This is a genomic window from Oceanicoccus sp. KOV_DT_Chl (assembly GCF_900120175.1).
Classification (GTDB): domain Bacteria; phylum Pseudomonadota; class Gammaproteobacteria; order Pseudomonadales; family Dasaniaceae; genus Oceanicoccus.
Map to the genome: position 1 here is coordinate 607,363 of NZ_FQLF01000002.1, position 24,031 is coordinate 631,393.

Annotated in this window: 22 protein-coding genes and 1 pseudogene; 11 read left to right on the forward strand and 12 right to left on the reverse strand. The window is 47.3% G+C overall.

What is annotated here, in order from left to right; all coding sequences use genetic code 11:
* Window positions 1–2: 2 nt before the first annotated feature.
* The 3 genes from UNITIG_RS06505 to UNITIG_RS06515 form a co-directional block, all read right to left on the reverse strand.
* Window positions 3–305, reverse strand: a complete 303-nt coding sequence (locus UNITIG_RS06505) for a Dabb family protein (protein WP_101757650.1) — start codon at window positions 303–305, stop codon at window positions 3–5.
* 27 nt (window positions 306–332) lie between these two features.
* Window positions 333–1,256 carry a recombination-associated protein RdgC gene (gene rdgC / locus UNITIG_RS06510; protein ID WP_101757651.1) on the reverse strand — a complete coding sequence of 308 codons (924 nt, stop codon included), beginning with the start codon at window positions 1,254–1,256 and terminating at the stop codon, window positions 333–335.
* Between the two features lie 75 nt (window positions 1,257–1,331).
* Window positions 1,332–1,952 carry an FKBP-type peptidyl-prolyl cis-trans isomerase gene (locus tag UNITIG_RS06515; RefSeq protein ID WP_101757652.1) on the reverse strand — a complete coding sequence of 207 codons (621 nt, stop codon included), beginning with the start codon at window positions 1,950–1,952 and terminating at the stop codon, window positions 1,332–1,334.
* 168 nt (window positions 1,953–2,120) lie between these two features.
* On the opposite strand from UNITIG_RS06515, the gene UNITIG_RS06520 reads away from it, so the two are divergent.
* The 3 genes from UNITIG_RS06520 (at window position 2,121) to UNITIG_RS06530 (ending at window position 7,305) form a co-directional block, all read left to right on the forward strand.
* Window positions 2,121–3,944 carry an ABC transporter ATP-binding protein/permease gene (locus tag UNITIG_RS06520; protein ID WP_101757653.1) on the forward strand — a complete coding sequence of 608 codons (1,824 nt, stop codon included), beginning with the start codon at window positions 2,121–2,123 and terminating at the stop codon, window positions 3,942–3,944.
* A 461-nt stretch (window positions 3,945–4,405) separates the two neighbouring features.
* The gene (locus UNITIG_RS06525; protein ID WP_101757654.1) at window positions 4,406–6,691 is read left to right on the forward strand and encodes a TonB-dependent receptor; all 2,286 of its coding nucleotides are present in this window, start codon (window positions 4,406–4,408) and stop codon (window positions 6,689–6,691) included.
* Between the two features lie 281 nt (window positions 6,692–6,972).
* Window positions 6,973–7,305 (forward strand): hypothetical protein, encoded by a 333-nt coding sequence (locus UNITIG_RS06530; RefSeq protein WP_235015293.1) that lies wholly within the window; start codon window positions 6,973–6,975, stop codon window positions 7,303–7,305.
* A gap of 37 nt (window positions 7,306–7,342) precedes the next feature.
* Here UNITIG_RS06530 and UNITIG_RS25000 read toward each other — a convergent pair.
* The 5 genes and pseudogenes from UNITIG_RS25000 to UNITIG_RS06555 form a co-directional block, all read right to left on the reverse strand.
* Window positions 7,343–7,728, reverse strand: a pseudogene (locus UNITIG_RS25000) (efflux RND transporter permease subunit).
* A gap of 35 nt (window positions 7,729–7,763) precedes the next feature.
* Window positions 7,764–8,876 carry an efflux RND transporter permease subunit gene (locus tag UNITIG_RS25005; RefSeq protein ID WP_159931106.1) on the reverse strand — a complete coding sequence of 371 codons (1,113 nt, stop codon included), beginning with the start codon at window positions 8,874–8,876 and terminating at the stop codon, window positions 7,764–7,766.
* 106 nt (window positions 8,877–8,982) lie between these two features.
* Window positions 8,983–10,485 (reverse strand): efflux RND transporter permease subunit, encoded by a 1,503-nt coding sequence (locus UNITIG_RS25010; RefSeq protein ID WP_101757657.1) that lies wholly within the window; start codon window positions 10,483–10,485, stop codon window positions 8,983–8,985.
* Window positions 10,478–11,698 carry an efflux RND transporter periplasmic adaptor subunit gene (locus tag UNITIG_RS06550; protein ID WP_101757658.1) on the reverse strand — a complete coding sequence of 407 codons (1,221 nt, stop codon included), beginning with the start codon at window positions 11,696–11,698 and terminating at the stop codon, window positions 10,478–10,480. The genes UNITIG_RS25010 and UNITIG_RS06550 overlap by 8 nt, the downstream gene beginning before the upstream one ends.
* 85 nt (window positions 11,699–11,783) lie before the next feature.
* The gene (locus UNITIG_RS06555; protein WP_159931107.1) at window positions 11,784–14,195 is read right to left on the reverse strand and encodes a PEP/pyruvate-binding domain-containing protein; all 2,412 of its coding nucleotides are present in this window, start codon (window positions 14,193–14,195) and stop codon (window positions 11,784–11,786) included.
* A gap of 262 nt (window positions 14,196–14,457) precedes the next feature.
* On the opposite strand from UNITIG_RS06555, the gene UNITIG_RS06560 reads away from it, so the two are divergent.
* Complete coding sequence (locus UNITIG_RS06560) at window positions 14,458–14,712, forward strand: hypothetical protein (protein ID WP_101757660.1); 255 nt, start codon at window positions 14,458–14,460, stop codon at window positions 14,710–14,712.
* A 134-nt stretch (window positions 14,713–14,846) separates the two neighbouring features.
* On the opposite strand, the gene UNITIG_RS06565 is transcribed toward UNITIG_RS06560, so the two are convergent.
* Window positions 14,847–15,470 (reverse strand): hypothetical protein, encoded by a 624-nt coding sequence (locus UNITIG_RS06565; RefSeq protein WP_101757661.1) that lies wholly within the window; start codon window positions 15,468–15,470, stop codon window positions 14,847–14,849.
* A 237-nt stretch (window positions 15,471–15,707) separates the two neighbouring features.
* Between UNITIG_RS06565 and UNITIG_RS06570 the strand changes: the two genes are divergently transcribed.
* The 4 genes from UNITIG_RS06570 (at window position 15,708) to UNITIG_RS06585 (ending at window position 17,888) form a co-directional block, all read left to right on the forward strand.
* The gene (locus tag UNITIG_RS06570) at window positions 15,708–15,992 is read left to right on the forward strand and encodes a hypothetical protein (protein ID WP_101757662.1); all 285 of its coding nucleotides are present in this window, start codon (window positions 15,708–15,710) and stop codon (window positions 15,990–15,992) included.
* Between the two features lie 52 nt (window positions 15,993–16,044).
* Window positions 16,045–17,106 carry a nucleoid-associated protein gene (locus UNITIG_RS06575; RefSeq protein ID WP_101757663.1) on the forward strand — a complete coding sequence of 354 codons (1,062 nt, stop codon included), beginning with the start codon at window positions 16,045–16,047 and terminating at the stop codon, window positions 17,104–17,106.
* Window positions 17,107–17,229: 123 nt separating this feature from the next.
* Window positions 17,230–17,643: a CBS domain-containing protein gene (locus UNITIG_RS06580; protein WP_145999109.1), complete on the forward strand. Its 414-nt coding sequence runs from the start codon at window positions 17,230–17,232 to the stop codon at window positions 17,641–17,643.
* A gap of 11 nt (window positions 17,644–17,654) precedes the next feature.
* Complete coding sequence (locus tag UNITIG_RS06585; protein ID WP_101757665.1) at window positions 17,655–17,888, forward strand: DUF3820 family protein; 234 nt, start codon at window positions 17,655–17,657, stop codon at window positions 17,886–17,888.
* Window positions 17,889–18,230: 342 nt separating this feature from the next.
* On the opposite strand, the gene UNITIG_RS06590 is transcribed toward UNITIG_RS06585, so the two are convergent.
* Window positions 18,231–18,860 (reverse strand): TetR/AcrR family transcriptional regulator, encoded by a 630-nt coding sequence (locus UNITIG_RS06590; RefSeq protein ID WP_101759208.1) that lies wholly within the window; start codon window positions 18,858–18,860, stop codon window positions 18,231–18,233.
* A 109-nt stretch (window positions 18,861–18,969) separates the two neighbouring features.
* Here UNITIG_RS06590 and UNITIG_RS06595 point away from each other — a divergent pair, with 109 nt between their 5' ends.
* Window positions 18,970–20,364: an alkaline phosphatase family protein gene (locus UNITIG_RS06595; protein WP_101757666.1), complete on the forward strand. Its 1,395-nt coding sequence runs from the start codon at window positions 18,970–18,972 to the stop codon at window positions 20,362–20,364.
* Window positions 20,365–20,875: 511 nt separating this feature from the next.
* Here the strand turns inward: UNITIG_RS06595 and UNITIG_RS06600 are convergent.
* Window positions 20,876–21,193: a DUF3301 domain-containing protein gene (locus tag UNITIG_RS06600; RefSeq protein ID WP_101757667.1), complete on the reverse strand. Its 318-nt coding sequence runs from the start codon at window positions 21,191–21,193 to the stop codon at window positions 20,876–20,878.
* Window positions 21,194–21,200: 7 nt separating this feature from the next.
* Window positions 21,201–21,743 (reverse strand): DUF2058 domain-containing protein, encoded by a 543-nt coding sequence (locus UNITIG_RS06605; protein WP_101757668.1) that lies wholly within the window; start codon window positions 21,741–21,743, stop codon window positions 21,201–21,203.
* A 306-nt stretch (window positions 21,744–22,049) separates the two neighbouring features.
* On the opposite strand from UNITIG_RS06605, the gene pyk reads away from it, so the two are divergent.
* The gene (gene pyk, locus UNITIG_RS06610; protein ID WP_101757669.1) at window positions 22,050–23,483 is read left to right on the forward strand and encodes a pyruvate kinase; all 1,434 of its coding nucleotides are present in this window, start codon (window positions 22,050–22,052) and stop codon (window positions 23,481–23,483) included.
* Window positions 23,484–23,493: 10 nt separating this feature from the next.
* A complete protein-coding gene (gene arfB, locus UNITIG_RS06615; RefSeq protein ID WP_101757670.1) occupies window positions 23,494–23,907 on the forward strand; it encodes an alternative ribosome rescue aminoacyl-tRNA hydrolase ArfB in 414 nt (137 codons plus the stop codon).
* The last annotated feature ends 124 nt before the right edge of the window (window positions 23,908–24,031 follow it).

Sequence of the window (24,031 nt, forward strand, 5' to 3'; positions counted from 1 at the left end):
CCCTAGACTTCATAGTCAATCAGCCTGCGCTCACTGATAATACTTTTAATAAAAGGCAATACCGCTTTGTGCTCAGGATGACCTGCATATACCGTCAGGGCCTCTCGGGATTCAAATTCGGAGTACAAAGTCATATCAGCAGAATCCGCCGATGCGGAAAAATCCGCCCCCACTTCCACTTTGATTAAGCCGGGGATTTTTCCATTCATACCTTCGATCAACTGCTTGGCTTGAGCAATACTTTCAGCTTTGCTACGCCCTTCTACACCGTCTTTTATTCTGAACAATAAAATATGTTTAATCATTATTCATCCTCACTGTTGTTTATTGTTTTAGGCCGCATCCAGCGCTTCCTGATTTTCTCCACCAAACGCATCGGTGATGGCTGCAATTAATCCCTTCAACTCCAAACTCATTATCGAAAAATCCACATCAAACTGATCGGCGGCATCCTGAGTTTCCACTTGCGCCGCTTTCTCCTGAATCAAATCGTCAAAACTCAAACGCTTTATCGCCAATTGATCGTCTAACAAAAAGCTTATGCCGCCCTTCCAGCACAAACCCAACTTGCTAACATACATGCCTGACTTCAAATGACTGTTAATTTCTGCCGAACTCAAGTCCTGATGCTTGCAGCGAATTACTCCGCCTTCGTCGGAAGGATCGCGCAATTCACATTCATGACCCAATTCAAATTGCGCCGGAATCTGCCCAGCATTTAACCAGGCGGTCATCGTATGCTGCGGAACATTATTTGCCGTTAAGGGAATGACAGGCACACTGCCAATCGAGTCCCGCAAAAAACTGATTAACTCTTCTGCACGCTTGGCCGAGGCTGAATTCACCACCAACAAACCTTCGTGCGGTGAAATATAAGCAAACTGCAAACTGGAGCGAGCAAACGCCCGCGGCAATAACTCAAAAGTGATATCTTCTTTTAATGTCTGCCGCTCTTTGCGGCCTACGCCGCGCCCTTCCTGATTTTGTATTGTCGCTACCCGCTCGGCCAACGCTTCATTGACTACCGCAGCCGGTAACACTTTATCCTGTTTTTTGGCGCAGATCATAATATAGCCGCTGGTCACATGGACATACTCGGCATCCGGCTGCCCCAACGGCGGCACCCACCCATAGCGTGACACATCCTGGCTGCCACAGGGCTGAAACGCTTTAGGCTCCAGCTGCCCGGCTAATGCGTCCGCCGAGAGATCAAAGGGCTTGGTAAAACGATAAACCTGTAAATTCTTAAACCACATTACAACACCTTAAACAAAATACCCGCACACAAGCACATTGTGAGCGGGTATTGGATAGCTTGACTGAACCTACGCTTAGCTGACAATCGCCAGCAATTCGACTTCAAATACCAATGCCGCGTAGGGGCCGATAGCACCACCAGCACCACGCTCGCCGTAGGCTAGCTGGTAAGGCAAAAATAAACGCCACTTTGAACCCACACCCATCAACTGCAATGCTTCGGTCCAACCAGCGATAACGCCATTGACTGGAAACTCGGCGGGTTCACCACGATCCACGGAGCTGTCGAACACAGTGCCGTCAATTAATGTACCGTGATAATGGGTTCTAACGGTTGAGCTGGCAGTTGGCTTGTCACCATCACCTGCCGCCATGACTTCATACTGCAAGCCGCTAGCAGTGACAGTAACACCCTCGCGCTTGGCATTCCCGGCCAAAAACGCTTCGCCATCTGCTGCTTTAGTGCTGGCCTCTTGCGCCTGTTTGGCTTCCATCCGCTTGGTGATTTCAGCAAACGCCGCTCTGATTAAAGATTCATCAACTGCACTTGGCTTGCCGCCCAAGGCATCCATCACACCCTGCGCTACGGCTTCACTATCAACGCCATCAAATGCCTGACTAGCCAGCTGATCACCCATTTGACGACCAACGCCGTAACTGGCGTGCTGCTCTATTGTGGAATACTTCTCTGACATAATTCGCTCTCTTCGATTCAAAAGCCGGCATTCTAGCACGCTCACCACCAACTCCCTAAACAGAAAACACCAAAATTGATCGCTATTGGCGCCACTCTCGCCAGCGCTTTTCCCCTATACTAGGCCGCAGCAGCGATTAACCAACGATCAACCTACGCGGAACCCTTTATGCAGCACGGTAATTTTGATAACGAGCCCAACGCCTCCATTAACTGGCACGTTATTAAATTTATCTGGCCATATTTATTGCTGCATAAACAGCGGGTCGGCATAGCGCTGATTTGCATGCTGCTGGCCAAGGTCGCCAACGTTGCCGGACCCTTCCTGCTCAAACACGTCGTTGATGCACTGAATACTGAAAACCTTAGTAACACCCTTATCGTGGTGCCGATTGCACTGATATTAGCCTATGGCTTTGCCCGCTTTTCCAATGTATTGATGGGTGAGATTCGCGACACGGTGTTTGGTCGCGTTACCGAGCGCGCCATGCGCCGCATTGGTTTACAGGTGTTTCGCCACATTCATGCGCTGGACCTGGATTTCCACTTAAATCGTCGCACCGGCGGCTTGGCCCGGGATATTGAGCGTGGCACTACTGGCATTAGTTTTTTAATGCGCTTTTTTGTGTTTAATATTTTCCCCACCCTGATTGAAGTGCTAATGATTGCGGCTATTTTGTTTTACAACTACGGCATCGGTTTTGCGCTGATTATTTTAGTGTCGGTGGTTCTGTACGTAATCTTTTCTATTATCGCGACCGAGTGGCGCACCCAGTATGTACGCGAAGCCAATATTGCCGACTCAGCGAGCAACACCCGCGCCATCGACAGCCTGTTGAATTATGAAACCGTCAAATACTTTACCAACGAAGACTTTGAAGCCAATCGCTACGACACCGAACTAGAACGCTGGGAACACGCCCGTCGTAAAAACAGGCTATCGCTATTTACTTTAAACGGTGGCCAAGCGCTGATTATTGCCACCGCCACCACCGCTATGGTGTGGTTAGCTGCCAGCCATGTCAGCACTGGCGAAATGAGTATTGGTGATTTTGTCGCGGTCAACTCGTACATGATGATTCTGTTTATGCCGCTCAATTTTCTCGGCTTTGTCTATCGTGAAATTAAAGGCTCCATGGCCAATATCGAAAAGATGTTTGAACTGCTAGCGATTCAACCCAAAGTCACCGATAGCGACAATGCCAGCGAGCTGACATTAAGCAAGGGTGAGATTCATTTCAATCAAGTCAGTTTTGATTACCGCGCGGACCGCGCCATTTTAAAAGATGTTAGCTTCACCATCGGCGCCGGTCAAAAAGTGGCTGTCGTCGGTGCCAGTGGCGCCGGCAAGTCCACCCTGGTAAAACTATTATTCCGTTTTTACGATAGCACCGCTGGCAATATCACCATCGATGATCAGAACATAAAACACGTCAGCCAACATTCGCTACGTAAAGCTATTGGTATCGTGCCGCAAGACACGGTGTTGTTCAACGACAGTATTTTTGAAAATGTACGCTACGGCCAAACCGATGCCAGTGATGAAGAAGTAGAAGAAGCTATTAGACTGGCACATCTGGATACGTTTATTAGCCAGTTACCCGAAGGCCGTAACACCCGCGTCGGCGAGCGCGGGTTAAAATTATCCGGCGGTGAAAAACAACGTGTCGCCATTGCCCGTACCATTCTTAAACGGCCACCGATTCTGGTCTTTGATGAAGCCACTTCATCGCTGGACAGCAAATCCGAGCAAGCCATCCTCAAAGCGATTAATGAAATTTCCCAGAACCATACCAGTCTGGTTATTGCTCACCGCCTCTCCACTATTGTGGATGCAGACAATATTGTGGTTCTCGACCAGGGCCAGGTGGTAGAACAGGGTAACCATCAACAGCTACTGGAAAAAAACGGCCGCTATGCTGATTTATGGCAAACACAGCAAAAGCAAAAACAACCGCTGCAAGCTCCGCCCGAGCAGTTACCAGAACCATAGCCCCTCAATAAAGTCCGAGTAATAAACACACGCCCTTATCAGGCATAGCGATTTAATTGACGATAAAAGACTCGTTGGAAATCACTACATAGTAGCGACAGCAACCGGCCAATCACTCCGGAAATGAATATGTTGACGCTATATGACCTACTGTAAGCACTGCCATACTTCTATGATGCCCCGCTCACGAAGGATAAGCCTTTTATCCAGGAAGTATTGGGGGTCAGCTGCTGTTAACCCCAACGGTCAAATGATAAATAGCCGTACTTCTTCTTACCCTTACTCCTCGTGCGTTCCGTTTCAACCACTCTCGATTATGCAAACAGCGTATTAACGATAGCGACAAGGAAGAGCTTTATTATTTAAAGCAAACACCTCTATAAAAAGCGTCAGGGAGACGAGCTATTAAATATTTTAATCGCTATCAATGACCTATAAATATAACGACAGAGCTATACACCATGACAAATACCAAGCAACAAAAAACAAGCCCGCCAAGGTTAGCAAAAACCCTGATGGCGGCCGCAATAACCATTGCGAGCAGTCAGCTAATCGTGCCTCATACTATGGCTGATAACATCGTTCTGGAAGAGATCATTATCACCGCCCGCAAGCAATTTGAAACCGTTCAGGATGTGCCGGTATCGGTGAGCTCTATTGGTTTTGAAAACCTGCAAAAACAAAATATTACTAATCTGGAGGAGCTCAGTGCCTCGATGCCTAATGTCACCATCGCCAAAACCGGCGCTGATGACAGTCTGTTTATTCGTGGCGTTGGCTCGGGCGTTAATCTGGGCTTTGAACGCTCAATCGGCACCTATGTTGATGGTGTCTATCTAGGTCGCGGCAAGCAATCGCGAGCGGCCTTTTTAGACCTACAGCGGGTCGAAGTATTAAAGGGGCCCCAGGGCATCCTATTTGGTAAAAACACCATCGGTGGTGCGATTAACATCACCAGCGTAGAGCCTACTATCGACCTGAGTGGTTATGTGGATACGCTGTATGAACCCGATGCCGAAGAATGGGATACCCGCTTTGCAGTATCGAACGCCTTAACAGATAACGTGCGCGGTCGTATTGCCGGTCGCTACCACACCATGGATGGTTTTCTGGAAAACCAAATCGCAGACACCTCCGAGCCGGATATGGATGAATACGCACTTAGAGGTACTTTGATCTGGGACGCTACCGATGAACTGGAAGTTGCCTTTAGAACCGAGCAGACGGACTTTGATGAAACCGGCAGCAGCGAGCAGCTGTTTCGAGTTGACCCCATCAACCCCTTCGATGGCTTCGGTCATCTGATTGGCCCCAGCGACGCCACTCTGGACGATAAGAGTGAAAATAACACCCATGCCAATGGCGATATCTTTACCGGCACAGAGATCAAAAGTCAGCTGTACGCGCTCACGCTGAACTATCAGACCGACGATATTACCCTCACCAGCATTACTGCGTTTAGCGCTTACGATGCCGATATTATTGCCGATGCCGATTACAGTATTCGCGATGTACTTGATCGCACCACCGAGGAACAATTCGAACAACTCAGTCAGGAGTTTCGAGTGCTGTATCAGCCCTCTGGCGACTTCGAATATTTAGCGGGTGTTTATCTGGAGCAAACGGAGTTAGAAATTACCGATATTTTTACTGCTCGTCTTTTGCCTGTTTTTGTTACCGGCTCCGCAGTCAATGCATTTGATCAGCAAGGCGAAACGTTAGCCCTGTTTGGCCAAGTCGACTGGAGCATCAATGACAACCTCAGCTGGTCGCTGGGTTTACGTTATGGTGACGACAAAAAAGAGATTGATAAAACTGTAGATACCGACATCCTTGTCACATCGTTTGCCGCCGACCATGCCGTCAGTGAAAAACGCGATAATGCAGAGGTAACCTGGTCATCGATTTTGAAATACAACGTCGATGAAGATGTGATGATTTATGGCTCGGTAGGTACGGGTTATAAAGATGGCGGCTACGATCAATTTTATCTCGGCACCTACGCCGCAGGAGGTACCGGCTTAGCTACATTGGAATTCGGCGAAGAGACGGTGGAGTCCATTGAAATTGGCATGAAGTCAACATTGCTGGACGGCGCAATGACCTTAAATATGGCCATGTTCCGCAGTGAGTATGAAGACTTGCAAACCAGTGCTTTGTCCGGCGTAACCTTTGTGGTCGTCAATGCTGGCGAATCCGTCACCCAAGGTGTCGAGATGGATGTTCGATACGCTGTCAATGAACATTGGATAGTCGGCAGTGCCTTGTCTTATCTGGATGCCAGTTACGCTGACTTTAATAATGCCGCCTGTACCGTTGGCCAAATTTCGGCCTCCGTACCTGGCAGCGATTGTGCCCAGGATCTAACCGACGCCCCCTTGCAGTATGCGCCGGACTTTTCCGGCAATATCAATATCGAGTGGGTGACCTATGTCAGTGACCGCCTCGAATTTAGTGCCCGCGCCGATATCAACTACAGCGATAGCTTTTTTACCGCCCAAGACGAAGATGCGCACACCGAAATTGATGCGTTTACCAAAATTAATGTCCGGCTAGCGCTGGCCCAGATTGATGGTACATGGGAGCTGGCGATTATTGGCAAAAATCTCACCGATGAAGAGACCAGCAGCTACATCAATGATGCGCCAATCAATATTATTAATGAAGGTGACCAAGGCAGCGAAAGCTACTTCGCCAGAACCGATCGTTTTCGCACAGTTGCGATACAGGGTATATACCGCTTTTAGATTTAGTTAACTCAGCTCGTGGTCTTAACCGGTATCGTCCGCGATGCCGGTTTTTTTATGCCCGCTTAACAAGCGCACCAAGTTATAGATATCCGCTCTATCTAGCGGCATTGACGCCTCTCATTCCTTTTATGAAAACCATAATGAGGCCGCGCAAACTACCCCGGAAAAACACCTGGAAATCGACCACAAGGAGATCGAGCAGAATAATAGCGCTTAATTTGTTATGCTACGCAACTGGCCTACATTTTATTCAATAGTAAAGACAAAGAATTCTTGTTGTGAAACGACCCGTTAGCAAATCTGATATCCGCAACGAAATAGAGCAGCAAATGGCTGACTATCTCGATCAAGGCGGCGCTGTGCAAGAAGTGGAGCGTGGCTTGAGCGGCCGGGTTAACCCAAATGGGCCATTAAAAAGTGATAATGCAGTCTTTCAGCAACCCAAAACTGGCCGCACATATGTACCAGAAGTGATTGCGGCCATTGATGCTCGACGTAAACCAGCAGCCCCGCCACAAAACCCGGCACCCGCCGTCCCCGCAAAAAAATTATCTATGATGATTTTGGTGAACCATTACGTGAAGTTTGGGAATAACTTGCAAGATCGATAGTAGCAAGCTGCCCGGGCACTTTACTCAAACGACCACTTCAACTATCAACAACCGCTTTAGCACGATGGCGATACTGTCGAATATCATCCACAATAAAACACAGCACTGGCACCAGAATAAGTGTCACAGTAGTAGCAAACAACACTCCAAACGCCACCGATACTGCCATCGGTTTCAGAAATTGCGCCTGAATAGAGGTTTCTAACTGAATTGGCAACAAGCCCATAAACGTCGTCAGCGACGTTAGAATAACCGCACGAAAACGACGTACTCCCGCTTCCATGACCGCATCACACCAAGCCAAACCCTCTCTACAGCGGTGATTGATATAATCCACCAGCACAAGCTATCATTTACCACTACGCCACTTAGCGCGATAATACCGATAATTGAAATAACGCTCAGCGGCAAACCAAAAATCATATGCCCTAAAAAAGCACCCACTACACCAAAAGGAATCACCGCATAATAATCAGGGGCTGGGCATACGACTTAAGCGGAATCGCCAACGCGGCATAAACCAATATCAACATCACCAGCGTACCAATCAATAAACTATTGGTATTCTCTTCCTGCTCTTCTGCCTCACCGCTCAAGCGGTATTTTACTGCAGGATGACGAGCCAAAACTTGTTCCATCACTTCCTGCTCGATCGTATTAACGACGGCACTGGAACTGGTTCTGGTTTTATCGACATCAGCCTGCACATTTACCACACGATGACGATTTATCCGTTTAATGGTACTCACACCGGTACTTTCAACAATCGTCCCGACGACATCAAAAGGCACTTTACTGCCGTCCGGCAACTGCACCCACATCGAGCGCAGCGTTTCCAGGCTTTCGCGCTGTTCTTTGGGGAAACGCACATAAACACGCACTTCATGGCGACCACGTTGCAAGCGTTGAATCTCGGCACCAAAAAACGCCTGCCTTACTTGCCGCGCTAACTCAGCCTGACCCAGCCCCAAAGCCTGCCCCTCCCGAGTAATACGAATATCAACTTCAGGGCCGCCGGCGTCAAAAGTGTCACGCACATCGAATACACCATCAAAGGTTAACAATTCCAGCTTGATTTCGTCCGCCGCTAACCGCAGCTGATCTAAATCGTCAGACTGCAATTCAATATTGACTGGCAAGCCACTAAAACCGGCACTGGCATCAACAGATAAGGCTTTAACTCCAGGTAGTTCACCAATCGCCTGACGCCAGCGGTTTGCCAATGCCACCGACGTTACATCGCGCTCGGTACTAGACACCAACTCCGCCATTATCCGGGCTTCATTATCCGCCTTTGCTTCAACCTCGAGCGCAGCAATCACATCCTTACCCCATTGCTTGCGGTATTCCTCGTTGACCTGTAATGCAGCCTGCTCAATGCGCAAAGCATATTCATGGGTTTTTTGATAAGAGGTGCCCTGCGGCATTTGCAACGTCACTTTCATTGAGTTGGCAGGCACACTGGGGAAAAATACAAAACGTAAAATACCTGACTGTAAAAAACCTATCACAATAATAAAAACAGCAATAAATATTGCCAAGCTCACATAACGATGTTTAACAGCCTTCACCAACACTGGTTGATAGCGATACTGGGCAAAGTTTTTAATCCCAGGCTTACTCGTGCCTGCACGATTCCCAACCGTTCCAGCACGCCGTTTTTAGGCGAGTCTGTATTCAACTGTGTCTGCTTTCGCACCACCAAGTGCCGCAAATGAGCGGGTAAATCAACTTGGTCTCGACCAGCGAAAACAGCAAACAAATGATAATGACAGGACCGGTAAAACTGAATAAATGACCAATACCTTCTTTCAACAATAACAGCGGCATAAACGCCAATATTGTTGTCAACACACCAAATATAGTCGGCACCGCCACCTGTTTAACGCCGCGAATAATACTTTCGACACCCTCCCCTTCTTGTTCTAGCTGATGATAGGCACTCTCCCCCGTGACGATGGCATCATCTACCAAAATCCCCAGCACCAAAATAAAACCAAACAGGGACAAAATATTAATCGACAAATCTACGGCCGGAAAACTCATTACCAGCAGCGTACCTAATATACAAAAGGGCAGCCCCATCACCACCCAGAAAGCGACTGTGGTTTGTAAAAATAACGTCAACGTAATCATCACTAACAGCACACCCTGTGCTGCACTTTTTAACAACAGGTTCATCCTGCTTTCTAAAATTTTAATGCGATCAGCCCATACACTGACTTCAACGCCAGCCGGTAAACGTTGGCTGACATTTTCCGCATAGCGATATACCCGATCACTGGTCTCCAGCGCGCTTTGCTTACCCACCCGCATTATTTTTAAGGTAATGCCGGAACGCCCATTCAAGCGACGCAATAAGGGCTGATCTTCAAAACCGTCGATAACAGTCGCCACATCACCTACGCGCACACGAGTGCCGTCGGGACGATTGATCAATGTTAAATCGGAATATTCCTGTGCAGTATACGCCTGCCCCATTGAACGCAGGCTGATGGTTCCCGAATCAGTGCGCAGCTTTCCGCCGGGTAAATCTTTTGATTGATTTCGTACCGCATTAACCACATCATCAAATTGCAGACCGTATTGACGCAGTGACACATTAGACACTTCTACCGCGATTTCATAGTCGCGACTACCGCTCACCTCTACCTGGGTAATACCCGGCAATGCCAACAATTCATCACGCATTTCATCGGCTAAATTTTTTAGCTGTGATTCATCAAGCTCACCATAAAGTGTAAGATTAATAACGCGCGGCCGATTCAAAACCTCTTCAATAATAGGCGGCTCTGCATTGGCGGGAAACGAATTAATACTATCAACCCGAACTTTGATTTTATTAATGGCGGCCGACATATCCGTGCCGGGATCGAATTCAACGGTGACAACACCACTGCCTTCACTGGCGGTAGAAACAATCTCTTCAATGCCGACAATATCCTGAATATTTTCTTCGATTTTAATCAGGATTCCCTGCTCAACTTCCACTGGTGAACTGCCGGGATAAGGCACAGTAATGGTGATCATTTCATTGGAAAAAGTGGGATAAACTTCTTTTGTAATGGTGAATATGGATTGAATGCCAGCAACCATAACCACCAGCATCAACAAATTAGCCGCCACAGGGTTGCGTGCCATCCAGGCAATAATCCCGGTCTCCAAGGGCAGCTTACTCATTATCAGATCCTGCTGACATCGCTGGCGGTTCTTTCGCTTCAGGTATTACACTATCCGGTGTCTTCGTCGGCATCACCATAACCGGCATGCCATCCACCATTAAATCCAATTTGGTCAGGACTAGTTGATCACCATCATACAAACCATCGGTGATCACCACACTATCGACTTCGCGCCGTGCCACCGTCACTCTTCGTTGTTTTAACTTCTCATCTTCGACTAAATACACATATTGATTATTGTGTATGGCATCGCGACGAACACGAACGCCACTAGCTAATTTTTCCGCCTGAATATTCGCGTCAACAAACAAACCTAGCGACAGAGGAACTGCATGTAAATTTTCGTCGTAAGGGCTATCTACTTCAGCAACGACAAAAAAAGTGCGGGTTGTACTATCGACTCTGCGCTCTACACGTACTATTTTTCCCTGCCAGGATTGCAGTACATGACCAAAACTCGCGTTTAACTGCACCGGCGCATAATCATTGTCACCCGCCTTGGGCAGGTGAATAAAACCTATATCTGTCGCCGTAATCGGCAACCGTACTTCTACGATATCGGTGCCCAGTAAATTAAATAATGTAGCGCCTGCAGAGATGTACTGACCTAAATCAACTTGTTTCTTGTCAATCACACTGGTAAATGGCGCAGTAATCTCAGTCGCTTTTAGATCAGCCTGTGCCTGCCGTAATTTTTCCTGCGCGGCTTTCACCAGTGCTTCAACTTGCTCCAACTTAGGCTGGCGTAAACTATTATTATCTGCTTGCTGATTGCTGGACCGGTAGGCATTCCCACGCCGTAATTCGCTACGTTCTTCAGTGAGGGTTAAATTAGCATCGGCCAAGCTGGATTGCGCCTGCGCAACAGCCACTTGATAATCAATAGGATCAAGCTTTAGTAACAACTGCCCCGCGGCTACTGCCGCGCCTTCCACAAACTCTGGCGCCACCCAAGTTACCCGGCCCGCCACCTTGCTTGCCCACTCAATACTGCGCTTGGCTTGCACAGTACCCTGCGAATTGACAGTTAATTGAATGGGACTGCGCTGAATGGTGAGGACTTCGACATGAGGACGAGGCTCAACTCTGACTTTTTTTGCCGGCGCGGATTGCATGAGCACCATTCCCCGACCGATTAGAATCGCAGCAATGATGATCAGCACTGGTAAGAATCGTTTTAATCTGGAGTTTTTTACTACCGAAGCATGCATTCAAAATTCCCTATCAACCAACCTATATAATGGGCCGGCATTATACGCTGTTATTCGCGGGATTTAGAATGGCAAACTTAATTACCTAAGCACGCTCTAACAGAGTCACTGAGCCTGTATCTCCATCCAATCTCACCCTATCACCCGTATTGAAATATTGCGTCGCCTGTCTCGTATTAACGACGCAAGGCAAGCCATACTCTCTGGCAATAACCGCACCATGTGAAACAGAACTGCCCAAGTCAGTGGCCAGCCCGGCAATCAAACTAAAATAAGGTGTCCAGCCAATATCGGTAATGGGCGTAATCAGAATTTCTCCGGCTTGCAATAGCGCCGCCTGCTCCAGATTAACCGCAACTCTTACCACACCTTCGACTACACCACGGCTAGCAGGTCGCCCCACCATGACCCCATCTTTAACGTCAACGGGCCCCTGACGCACCGGCTGCGGTAAACCCACGGAAACTTCGGGCAACTGTAAGCGCTGCTGGAATGGCAGTGCATCTCGCCGACTTTGTGCTTTTGCCACCCAATAGGCTTTACCGTCCGCTGTGCATAAAGCGGGCACCACCTCAGCCAATTCTTCCAGACTGAAGAAACAGACCAGATCCGCGTCCGGCAATTTACCCTCTTCAGCTAGCAATCCACCCAAATGCCGAAACGCCCGCTTAAAACGATGGGAGCTATCCGCCAGTAGGGATTTAGTATGTTCACGGCGACGGATCGCCGCATGGGCTTTCGGTAAAACCCAACGCAAACCTCGACTCAGTGCAGCGTAATCGATTTTCTCTGCTTGCATCGCTCTACCGGAACCGGTCAATAAGCGACCAGCAACCGCAGCCTGCATGCTTTGAATTAGTGGCTGCGGGTTATCTCCCCAAGCCGGGTCACGCATACACAGTTCGCGATAGCCACGATGGCCATGCCGCTGTAGAAATTCAGCAAATTGAAAACTTAACGGCTGGGTTTGCCGCAACCAGCTGAGGGCCTGCTCTGTATTTGCTTGTTGAAAACTAGCCGCAGCGTCCGGGTGTTCAGCAATGCGATCAACTAGCGCATCCAATTGCTCGAGCATCACCGCACTTTCAACGTTTTCAGCACCAGCTAATAAACGCACAGTTTCGCCCTGTTCCTCCGCACTGCTGTCGTTGGATTTACCAGACACCATATTTTCCACGATCGATGACAACATTCCCGATAGTGCCGAGGTTTGTAAGTGCACCGCCATCGAATATTCATAAAAGCTCACTTTGCCTGCAATTTCTTGCCACATGGATTGGCTATCAGCGCGTTTTTCCAACTGAAAGTGACGCATTTTTTCAGTGTATTGACGACTGGCTTTTTCTGCACCCATGACATAGCGGAACAAACGCAGCATGTTGATACAGCGCTTCCAGAATGGCATGGGTGGAAAATCTTTTAGCTCGGGCACCAAGCGCCCACACAAGGTTTGCCCGGTTCGTGCTGCATCGGAACCAAAGATACCGGCACTCATCACCGTATTACCGGTCAGATTAATTAACAAATGGCCGTAGGCTGCGGAGGTAATTTGCCAATTCCTATCAATTTTCTCCCGCGCGCCCACCGTCACTTGCATGTGCTGGCAACCGTAATCAATCCCCCAACCCGTAAAGCTTTGAGTCAACGGAGATACTGCACCAGGCATCATTTCGCTGACATTACTAATCGTTACTACGTCATCGGGTCGCGGTAGCTCTACATCAAACTCATTAAGATCAGCGGGTAATGTGGTAATGGGGCGAGCCTGCAACCAAAACAGCTCACCACTTTGATGGATCGCCCATTCCAAATCGAGCGGCTGTCCTTCATGCGCTACCGCCAACTTGGCCTCACGCCAAAGGCTATTAATTTCGTGATCGGAGAGGATTGCTTCAGTACCGACCAACTCTCGCTCCACAATGTCGCCGTTGCGGTCAACTTCATAGTGATCAGGTGTGGCCTCACCGCTAACCAGCGCTTCACCTAAACCCGCCACCGCATCTATCACCAGTAAATCACGTCTGGCACTCACTGGGTCCGCCGTGAACACCACGCCAGCTGCTCTGGCCTCTACCATCTGCTGGACCACCACATTCATCGCCACCTTACTACCCGTATCAGCGCCAGCATCCTCACGATAAGCCGCCGCCCGGGCACCGCTAATCGATGCCACACATTGATCGATAGCCTGCCTTAAGGCTTGCGGCCCGAAGACATCCAGTACGGTCTCATACTGCCCGGCGAAAGAGGCGTCTTCACCGTCCTCCCCTTGCGCAGATGAGCGCACCGCCACCTTACCTGCGCCGATCCGGGCATAACATTCATCCAAATCAACCGGATAGCACCCCGTCTGGGCATTACAGATAACAAACCCCGCAGGTACCGCCAACCCCATGGCCTGTAATCGCGAAAGACCGTATGCCTTACCGCCAACATCGAGGTTATCTATTTGATTAAACTGATAAATTTTAGGTTCAGCTGGTGAAGTCTCTGACATCTTCATACGCCCTTAATCATTATTGGCCACTGGGGTCAGTCGCCGCACAACCGTCACTATACGATCGTATAATGAAAAAAATCAATATTTTTTATTAAAAAACTTGCTGTATAAGCATCCAGTACTAATATGTATAAACATACAGTGCTGATCATAAACACATGTATGACTATTGATACAGTACTCGAACTATAACGAATACAAGCAGTAAACCAACGCATTCAATAACGCAGATTAAAACTATTTATAAAAGGACGAAACCATGAAATCAGCACAGCAAAGCAACCGCGTATTCACCCAAGTTGATTATCGCCAGTTCCGTCAGCACATGGCTGACACCTACACCAAGCAGGTAAAAGGCAAAGGGTTTGAAACCACAATTTATGACCAACAAGGTGATATTCAAGCAATTATTCATGCTGCTTCTATCGATGAAAAAGGCAACTGCTACCCAGCAGAATACTTTATTCGAACCAGCGCCATGGTAACTGAAATGGATTGGCAGTTTGCGGCATGAATAGCCAACTGCAATTAATGAAAGGGGATGCTCTGCCTGCTGTTAATGGCAGAGCGTCAACACCGAAAAAGCATTAAAACTAAGCACGCACAGACAGTGACACTGCAGGCGACCTGAACGCATTGAACACGAACCTAAAGCGTTTGCCCTAAAGCCCTTTTACGACCCAGCAAGCTCAAGCCAACCATCGCCGCCGCAAAAAAACCTGCCGCTGGTGGTAATGGCACCTGACTAGGTGCAACCACCGATACGGACGCGGGTAAACCATTCACCAAATAACCACTGCGGTTAACAGTGCGAATAGAAAAGTCACTACCATCAGCCCAAACACCTGTCAGAAACTTGCCGTTATAAGCTACGTCTGTAGCTCTGAAGTTAACCTGAGTATTACCAATCAAGACCAGCCGCTTGAGGTCTGACACATTATCCAGACTCAGCAGGCTATTACCACGCACGCGAATTTTACCAATACTGCTATTTGTCACTGAAATGGCCGCTGCACCGCGACCTATCAATTTCTCAATATCACCACCATCGATGTCCATTGATGCGTTACGGGCCACAATCGCTTTATTAATAACCGCCAGTGGCTCGATCCATACTTGACTATTGCCTTTAGCAACAACCCGGTTGCGGGCATCATTAATAGTCAACATATCATCAAACCGCACGGTAACGGCAGAAGCCATACTAGCGAAAACCAGCAATACAAAGGCCAGAGCAAACTTATAAGGTGAGAAGGGAAGAAACATAAACATCGACATCACTACTAAATTAACAACCGCGCAATAATATAGATCAACTAATTAGCCTCCTATGGTAATAGTTCACAAAACAGGAGAAATGTGTACTTTTTAAGCGGTTTATACCCAATTAAACCCAACTATCTTGCCGCCACATCCTGCTCTTTATCATGCTATGATGCCCGCCCGCAAAGAAAGCCTGATCCGGCAACTTGCTCAACCTATTAATTCCAACTTAAGACCACGACAACCATGTACGTTTTTTCTGCCAATGCACGCACCCTTAAAGCGCTAGAAGACTTCCCGGCTGGCGCAGAAGTCCCCTTTATTTTGTATATCAATTTCAAAGATTTGTATGGTGCTGAACAGCTCTGCAAACTCTATTTGCTGCAACAGGGGTTTGAACGCCCCATCATTGAAAAACGCAAACTTATTGAAGAGCGCTTTCTCGTTGATAACAAATTAATCAACGCAGACCCGGCACTAAAAGAAGCACTGGAAACCGGATACTCTATTCAAATTTTTAGCGCGCACTAAATTAAACGCCACCCTATTCTAATAACCCAAAATATAACCACTCGCCATCACTATGAGTTTAAAACACTGCATCATCCACCATATCGAACGCGCAGTCCCCGGGGCTGAAGTCATCACCACTTTGCGGGAACAAGAAAACAACTGCTCAGGCGCGGCCTACTCACTGTTTGAACAACTGAAACAAAGCTACCAACGCAGCAGCCAAAAACAATATGGCCACTTTGACCGCGAGCAAACTGATAACCCGGTACCAGGCTGGCTACTGGAGCACCTGCAAGGTAAAACACCGTTTGCCCGCAACTCCCAGCGCTTGTTAGAGCACTTGCAGCAGAAAATGGGCGCCAATGATGAAGCGTTTAGCGCACATATCATGATCGCGCTAGAAACGGTTATGGAGCAGGATCAACTCTATATATTCTGGATCAATCATGTCGATGCCAACGTCATTGACAGTAATATGGATGTCGGTGCAGCCCGATATATCGACAGCAGTAAAATGCAATTTGGGATTCGGTTGTTTGTGGAAGAATGGCAAGAACAGGATTCGCAAAAATACCTCTCTATCATCACTAGTCGCGGCAACAAAAATCTCAGCGATGGTTTTGAGGGTTTTATCGGCTTTTCATCCGGTATAGATATAGTCGAAGAAACCAGCGAATTCCTGCATATTGTTGATGAGTATGCCAGTTCGCTGCCGTCAGACAAAGTCAGCGAGTACAAAGGCAAAATTCTTGACTACTGTGTTGCTCAGGACAAACAAGGCTCACCAGTAGTGTTTGAGGACATTTCTTCAGAATTAAACGAACAAGAACCCTCAGCCTTTGCTCAGTTTGTAACTACCAATCAACAATCACCCAAATCAGAGATTTATACTGACCGTAGCAGTCTCAAACGCTATGTCCGTTTTTTTGGCCGCGATAAGAACATGAGTATCAGTTTCTCGGCGGATATGATGGGCCAGGATATTATTTTCGATGAAGCCTCGGGCACTCTCACCCTGAAACAAATCCCCAAGTCCCTACGCCAGCAACTAAAGCAATCCAAAAATGCACCAATACCGACCAATTCAGCTGCCAATACCCCAAAGACTGAAACAGAAAACTCGGCAGAGTAAGCAGTTTAATAACTTTGTGCTATAAATAATAAACTAAAGCTTCTATTTTCATAGTTGGCTTTGGCGATCGCTTTAAATCTGAAACTAGCCTGTTTTAATAATACAGAAAACGGACACAAGCTTATGCGTGATGTATGGATCACTGATGTTATGACCCGAGAGGTCACTACCTGCATGCCCAACACCTTACTAACTGATGTAGTAAAGCAACTGCATACCAAGAAATTTTCCTGCCTGGTTGTTATCAACGAACATCACAAACCCGTCGGTATTATCACCGAGCGCGATATGGTCACCATCCTTGCAGACATGCTCGCAGATGTTAGCTGGGACTCACTATCCGTTGAAAACTTTATGACACCCGATCCACTGACTATATTGGAAGACCACACCTTATTCGAAGCAGTAGAGCTTATTCGCGAAGAAGGTATCCGTCGCGCGCCGGTCGTCAATCGCAATAACGAATTAATCGGCATTCTGACCCAAACCGATATTATCAATGGCTACTATCATGCCAGCGTAGCGATGGCTGAATAAGCCCCTCTTCCATGTTTGAAAAAGAAGATTTACTAAAAGTCGCCAATATGGCCATGCCCTTTGGTAAATACAAAGGGCGGCCATTAATTGATTTACCTGAAGACTATTTATTGTGGTTTGCCAACAAAGGTTTTCCCGAGGGGAAGCTGGGGATGCTACTGCAATTAACACTGGAAATTAAAATTAATGGGCAGGATGATGTGATTCAACCCTTGAAGGAATCGAAGGGGCGGAGTCGCTATTAATACGCAAAGTTTATTCTTGGTATGTGATGCCAACGGTTTTTAAATAGCGAATAGCACACCACCGTATTTATTAAAAAGCTTGTTCCAGCATCACGGAACGCGTGAGAGTCTCGGCCATCCAGACGACAACAGGCATCAAAAAAATGGACGATGCCGATAAGGAATTGGCGAACGGCCATGAACCGGTTTATGATTGAGTTCGAAAACAGTTTAACTGATTATATTTAAGCCTTGGCAGTTACACCGAATTATTTACAGTCTCGACTTCTAATATCGATTTAGATGTTAATCCAGGCCCGACAAGCACCTTCTGAAAAATTGGTAACGGTCAGACCTGAATTACTACGAATTACCCTGTTCTTTCAGTCCTGATAAGAATAACCGCATCGCCCCACTAAAACGTTTCCTCAGTTGTTTTTCGGTCGCATCATCGTCCATTAGCCAGCGACCCACAATATCATTGCGCATTGCATCATATAAGTGACAGATTTCGGTAGCTTCTATGTCACTTCTGACGCTTCCCTGCTGCTGGGCTTCACGCACTCGGGTTAAGCGATTCTGGAAGTGACTCGCCATATAAGGCGTCACCGACGGGTCGGGTGTTTCAGAAGAGGCGCTGAAGTTGTTGAACAGTTGGGAGTGCTGAACAACCATTTTAAGGAACTTGCGATGCTTGATGATCACATCTAAGCGCTTAGTTAATTCTGGCGGTGTGACGGCTTCTGGGGTGCCTTCACCACCGATCATGATTTCGAACAGCGCACTGTGGTGGTTAAGCCAGTCTATTGCCAGTGCTTCCAGCACTTTCTCCTTGCTGGCAAAATAGTTAAAAAATGTCATTCGGCTTATATTTGCCTGGGCAGCTATTTCGTCAACGGTGGTGGCTTGAAACCCCGCCTGATCAAATAAAGTGGCCGCGACTGCCAGCAAGCGCTGACGGGTTTGTTGTTTTTTCTGTTCTCTTAATCCCACTGCGGTCTCTATCTGGCTGTTTTGATTATGTCGCGATTGTAACACAAGTAGGTTGTTTTTATACTTGGTATAATTTTATACTAAGTATAACTTAAATGGAGTAAACCTTATGCTTAAGTACCTTTTGACCATGTCCTACCTATTGCTGGGGGCGTCCGCAGTCGTCTGGGCTGAAAAACCGGAACAACAATACGTCATTATGATTTCAATCGATGGCTTGCGTCCCGAAATCTATCTGAACCCAGATGCCAAGGGGCTAAAGGTGCCGAACCTGAGGGCATTGGCGGCGTCAGGTACGCGAGCGGAGCGGATGATCAGCGTTTTTCCATCGGTGACCTATCCAGCCCATACCAGTCTGGTAACCGGAGTTAATCCGGCTAACCACGGTATCGTCAACAATTTCAAGGGGCAGAGTGTCGAATGGTATTTACAGGCTGCAGATATCAAGGCCCAGACCCTCTGGCAATCCGCTCAGCAGCAGGGCCTGCAGACGGCGATTGTGACCTGGCCGGCGACTTATGGGGCAAATGTCGATTATCTGGTGCCAGAAAATCTATCGTTTGGGTTGAGTAATCCCGTTGAGGCGATAAGGCAGGGTAGCACCCCGGGTCTATACGAAGCGCTGGCTGAAGAGGGAGCGCCAACATCTATCGCCTCCTTTGATCATCCCGATGGAGGTCAGCAGCTGGATGAGCTGACAACTCATCTGGCAGTCAAGCTGATCCAAAAGAAAACCCCCCAGTTATTGTTGGTTCATTTTCTGGATGCAGATCACCGCCAACATTTTTCAGGTCCCGACGATGCAGGCTCAATGCATTCCTTTGAATTGATCGACCAGTCTATCGGCAAACTGCGGGATGCGGTCAGGCAGGCCGGTCTGGAGCATAAGACCAACTTCATCATTGTTGGTGATCATGGTTTTGTGCCGGTACACACCGGCATCAATGTCTATGCTCTGCTGAGGCAGTTGGCCGGCGGTGACCGCGCGGCTATGGCCTCATTAACGCCGATGGTGCTGGGTGGATCCGGTGCATTTTATCCCGGTGAGCAGGCGACTCCAGAGCAGGTAGCGGAGATGACTGCAAAGTTTAAGCACTTCACCGAAACGAAACTTCGCCACCTTGTTTCATTTGTCGCCAAAGATGATCTGGAGAAGATGGGATCTTACCCCGGGGCCGCATTTGCGCTGGCAGCGGCATCAGGTTATATGCTCACCGGCGCAAAAACACCGGAAGTCTTTCTTCCTCTGCCTGCCATTAAGGGCATGCATGGCTATCTCCCTGAGATGCCTGAAATGGCAACAGGTTTTATCGCCTCAGGGCCGGCTTTCAGAGAGGGCTATACTATACCTTTCATTCGTATGATTGATGTTGCACCTACCATTGCAAAACTATGGGGCGCCAAACTAGAGGAGGCTGATGGTGTAGCTGTGACCGGAATTTATCGTCAAACTAATGCCATATCTGATGATCCAATGGGCTTTAAAATGGGTAATGACCACTGAGGCTATCTGTGCATCGGGATAGTGTATCCTGGTGCACTAACATATTAAGTTTGCTTGTCAGAATGCATATACCGATGAGATGAGCAATGTCGGTTATTTTCTTAAATCTACGTATCTGACAGACTCCTGATGGCACCTTTGAGCCCACACAACTCCCTACAAATATGTCATCATAACGTCCGTTATCAAACCTGAAGCGTTCATCTCCCACATTAAATAATCATTTTTCATTTCAACGAGCATCAATATTTTTAACGTCATTGGACTAGCAGCTAATTGACGGCATGAGCGCTTACAGCAAGACACTATGGATCGCCCAATCGGGGCACGTTTTACTCATCAGCAAAATTCAGATTGAGCGGAAGGCTGTCTGAGCTTCGCGAGTTCCTGGAGCGCTGAATTTTACTGATGAGTGTGACCGGGTGATCCATAGTGTCTTTCTGTAAGGGCGGGTTAATACTGCCGGACTTATTGACACAACCCTACCATATTTAAATCATACGGCATCCACTCAATGTACTCGGTACGCATCCAAGTGAATATTTTCCACTCTTCGCCCCAGCAATATAATTTGGCCCTTATAACGCTCATTACCAGTGGAGGTGAATTCAAAATTATAGGAGCGCCACAAACGAATGCTGCCGCCAGCATCGCGCTTTAACCAAAAACCTTTCAACACCACACCATCATCGAGCAATTGCACATCCAGAGTTTTACAGTGACGCCTTACCGCCGACAGTGCTGTTTGTTTTATACCCTGAGCGTTCCACCACAACATCATAAAACTGATAAAAATGGTAAAAACCAACAAGTCCTTAAGATCAAACATCAGCCTATTACCACATTAGATCATCAGGAATTTGATATTGAGCATAGGGATCATCTTCATCCAGCTGCTCAGTGACAGCTTCATTACAAACTATTACACGATCGGGCAAACGTTGACTAATTTTTTCAGCAACCGCGGCAGGTACCAGTTCATATTTACCTTCAAGACTGACAATCGCCAACCAGCCCCTGCTCAGTTGCTCCAACATCACCGGGTTGACCAATATTTTTTTTATTTTTTTCTGATCAGTAAAATTATAATCCACTTCACCGCCACTGCGTTCAATACGATTAACGGTAATCAATTGTTTGACTTGAGCTGCTATAGCTTTTTTATCCGCCTCAGCTTTACGCTGCTCATTCAATTCACGATCACGCTGGACTTTTTGCTCTCTTGCTTGCTGCACCTGTATTTTTGTTTCATCGATGGTATCAACTTGATTTTTACGCTGCTGTTTAGCCTGCTTACTTTTATCTTTGTTAATCTTTTTGGCTTTTTTACTGTCCGCCAAACCTGCTTTTAGCAATTGATCCTGCAAGGAACCCGCCATGATCTATTCTCCAACCACTTTTCACATAATTAAACTCTATACTGGGCATGATAGCTGACAGTCTTAACTGAGATAATTTTTTTGTTATTTTGACTCACCTGTTTTGCACCAATATGATTCGCTGCACTTACGATTACTGACACGGAAAAATCAACGCATCAACACAGCAAATCAAGGTAACCGAATATACAGTGTTAAATCATTGATTTACACTATCATTAATAACTATCAAAGAAAGCTTTAAGCTATATTTTGATACCTCGCACCAAAACTGAATGTACAGCCAGCGTTCCAAAGGAAAGTTAAATGGGTAGAAGAACCAAGATTGTCGCTACTATCGGCCCTGCTTCAGGCAGCCCTGAAATGATCGCCACATTGTTAGACAAAGGGGTAAATGTCTTTCGGTTAAATTTCTCGCATGGTTCCGCGGATGGTCACCGCAAACAAGCCGGCATTATCCGCCAGGTTTGTGCCGAAAAAGAAAAATACGCCGCCATCCTGGGTGATTTACAAGGCCCCAAAATCCGAATTGGTGACTTGCATGCAGACACAATAGACCTTAGCGATGGCAGTGAAATCACTCTGACTATTGATGACACTAAAACCAAAACCGATAGCTGCATCAGCGTTGGTTATAAAGCGCTGCCGCAATCAGTGGCTGCTGGCGATACCCTGCTCCTGGATGACGGTCTAATCCAGCTAAGCGTATTATCAGTGACCACTACCGATGTTCAATGTCGAGTCCTGATGGGCGGATTGTTAAAATCCCGTAAAGGCTTGAATCGTTTGGGTGGAGGCTTATCCGCTCCAGCTATTACTGCAAAAGATTTGGATGATATTACTCTCGCCATCGAATTGGAACTTGACTATCTCGCGGTATCCTTTCCAAGCCATGCAGCTGACTTAAACCCGGTCAAAGACAAGCTGAATGAACATAATGCCAATATCAAAATTATTTCAAAAATTGAACGGGCCGAAGCCGTAGCCACTGATGAAAACCTGAAAGAACTTATTCTTGCCTCTGACGGTGTAATGGTAGCGCGAGGGGACTTAGGCGTTGAAATTGGTGACGCTCAATTAATCGGTGTACAGAAAAAAATTATTCGAATGGCCCGCCGTGCCAACCGTCCGGTAATAACGGCCACTCAAATGATGGAATCCATGATTAACTCCCCGGTGCCTACTCGTGCAGAAGTCTTTGATGTCGCCAACGCCGTGCTGGACGGCACCGATGCAGTTATGCTGTCAGCCGAAACTGCTACGGGCAAATATCCGGCAAAAGTAGTAGCAGCGATGGCTGATGCTTGCTTAGGCGCGGAGCAACATCCAGACACCCGTATCTCTCGCTATCGTGTGGATAGCAATATTGAGCGAATAGAAGAATCCATTGCACTGTCAGCCATTTATGCGGCAAACCATTTAGACAATGTGAGCGCAAGTATCTGTCTGACGGAATCCGGCGCTACCGCCTTAATCATGTCAAGGCTCAGCTCCGGGTTACCTATCTTTGGAATTTCACGACATTTATCGAGCTGTCGTCGGATGGCGCTTTACCGCGGTGTAATACCGATTTATTTTGATGTCACCGGCCATGGCGAAGATGTTTACCATCAAGCTTTAGCCAAAATTGGCGCGACCGGCGCCATCAAACCTGGTGACAGAGTCATTATTACCTGCGGAGATATCACCGGCTCCGGCGGCATGACTAACAACCTGAAGATTCTTGAATACAGCGTGTAGGGACGACAGTGTGTTAAAAATAACCAACCATGTCAGTATCAGCACCGAAGAACTTGAAATAACGGCGATTCGAGCACAAGGAGCCGGCGGTCAAAACGTTAATAAAGTGGCAACTGCCATCCATTTACGATTTGACTTTCGCGCCTCCAAGCTGCCGGTATTTTATAAAGAGCGCTTAACTGAGTGCAAAGACCAGCGTATAACTAAAGATGGCGTGATTATCATCAAGGCTCAACGTTTTCGTACCCAGGAAAAGAATCGTGAAGATGCCCTCTCACGACTTGCCGAACTGATTAAAAAGGCAACCACGGTTAACAAGGTCCGACGTGCAACAAAGCCGAGCAAATCTGCCCGCAATCGACGCATGGATAGTAAAACCAAACAAGGCAGGACCAAATCACTACGTGGCAAAGTGGATATTTAATCAGCACAGTTATCAGTAATAGCGTATAAAGAAAGTTCTCCGGTAAAATCCTCAACAAAGCTGTCTATTTAATTCTATAATAGTAGCCATATTGCAATAGACCTTGCTAAACCTCCTCGTTAGA

What these genes read in the sequence shown, in the direction of transcription:
- UNITIG_RS06505 (WP_101757650.1), bottom strand. Translation starts at nt 305, where the DNA reads ATGATTAAACATATTTTATTGTTCAGAATAAAAGACGGTGTAGAAGGG.
- rdgC (WP_101757651.1), bottom strand. Translation starts at nt 1,256, where the DNA reads ATGTGGTTTAAGAATTTACAGGTTTATCGTTTTACCAAGCCCTTTGAT.
- UNITIG_RS06515 (WP_101757652.1), bottom strand. Translation starts at nt 1,952, where the DNA reads ATGTCAGAGAAGTATTCCACAATAGAGCAGCACGCCAGTTACGGCGTT.
- UNITIG_RS06520 (WP_101757653.1), top strand. Translation starts at nt 2,121, where the DNA reads ATGCAGCACGGTAATTTTGATAACGAGCCCAACGCCTCCATTAACTGG.
- UNITIG_RS06525 (WP_101757654.1), top strand. Translation starts at nt 4,406, where the DNA reads ATGACAAATACCAAGCAACAAAAAACAAGCCCGCCAAGGTTAGCAAAA.
- UNITIG_RS25010 (WP_101757657.1), bottom strand. Translation starts at nt 10,485, where the DNA reads ATGAGTAAGCTGCCCTTGGAGACCGGGATTATTGCCTGGATGGCACGC.
- UNITIG_RS06550 (WP_101757658.1), bottom strand. Translation starts at nt 11,698, where the DNA reads ATGCATGCTTCGGTAGTAAAAAACTCCAGATTAAAACGATTCTTACCA.
- UNITIG_RS06555 (WP_159931107.1), bottom strand. Translation starts at nt 14,195, where the DNA reads ATGTCAGAGACTTCACCAGCTGAACCTAAAATTTATCAGTTTAATCAA.
- UNITIG_RS06560 (WP_101757660.1), top strand. Translation starts at nt 14,458, where the DNA reads ATGAAATCAGCACAGCAAAGCAACCGCGTATTCACCCAAGTTGATTAT.
- UNITIG_RS06565 (WP_101757661.1), bottom strand. Translation starts at nt 15,470, where the DNA reads ATGTTTATGTTTCTTCCCTTCTCACCTTATAAGTTTGCTCTGGCCTTT.
- UNITIG_RS06570 (WP_101757662.1), top strand. Translation starts at nt 15,708, where the DNA reads ATGTACGTTTTTTCTGCCAATGCACGCACCCTTAAAGCGCTAGAAGAC.
- UNITIG_RS06575 (WP_101757663.1), top strand. Translation starts at nt 16,045, where the DNA reads ATGAGTTTAAAACACTGCATCATCCACCATATCGAACGCGCAGTCCCC.
- UNITIG_RS06580 (WP_145999109.1), top strand. Translation starts at nt 17,230, where the DNA reads ATGCGTGATGTATGGATCACTGATGTTATGACCCGAGAGGTCACTACC.
- UNITIG_RS06585 (WP_101757665.1), top strand. Translation starts at nt 17,655, where the DNA reads ATGTTTGAAAAAGAAGATTTACTAAAAGTCGCCAATATGGCCATGCCC.
- UNITIG_RS06595 (WP_101757666.1), top strand. Translation starts at nt 18,970, where the DNA reads ATGCTTAAGTACCTTTTGACCATGTCCTACCTATTGCTGGGGGCGTCC.
- UNITIG_RS06600 (WP_101757667.1), bottom strand. Translation starts at nt 21,193, where the DNA reads ATGTTTGATCTTAAGGACTTGTTGGTTTTTACCATTTTTATCAGTTTT.
- UNITIG_RS06605 (WP_101757668.1), bottom strand. Translation starts at nt 21,743, where the DNA reads ATGGCGGGTTCCTTGCAGGATCAATTGCTAAAAGCAGGTTTGGCGGAC.
- pyk (WP_101757669.1), top strand. Translation starts at nt 22,050, where the DNA reads ATGGGTAGAAGAACCAAGATTGTCGCTACTATCGGCCCTGCTTCAGGC.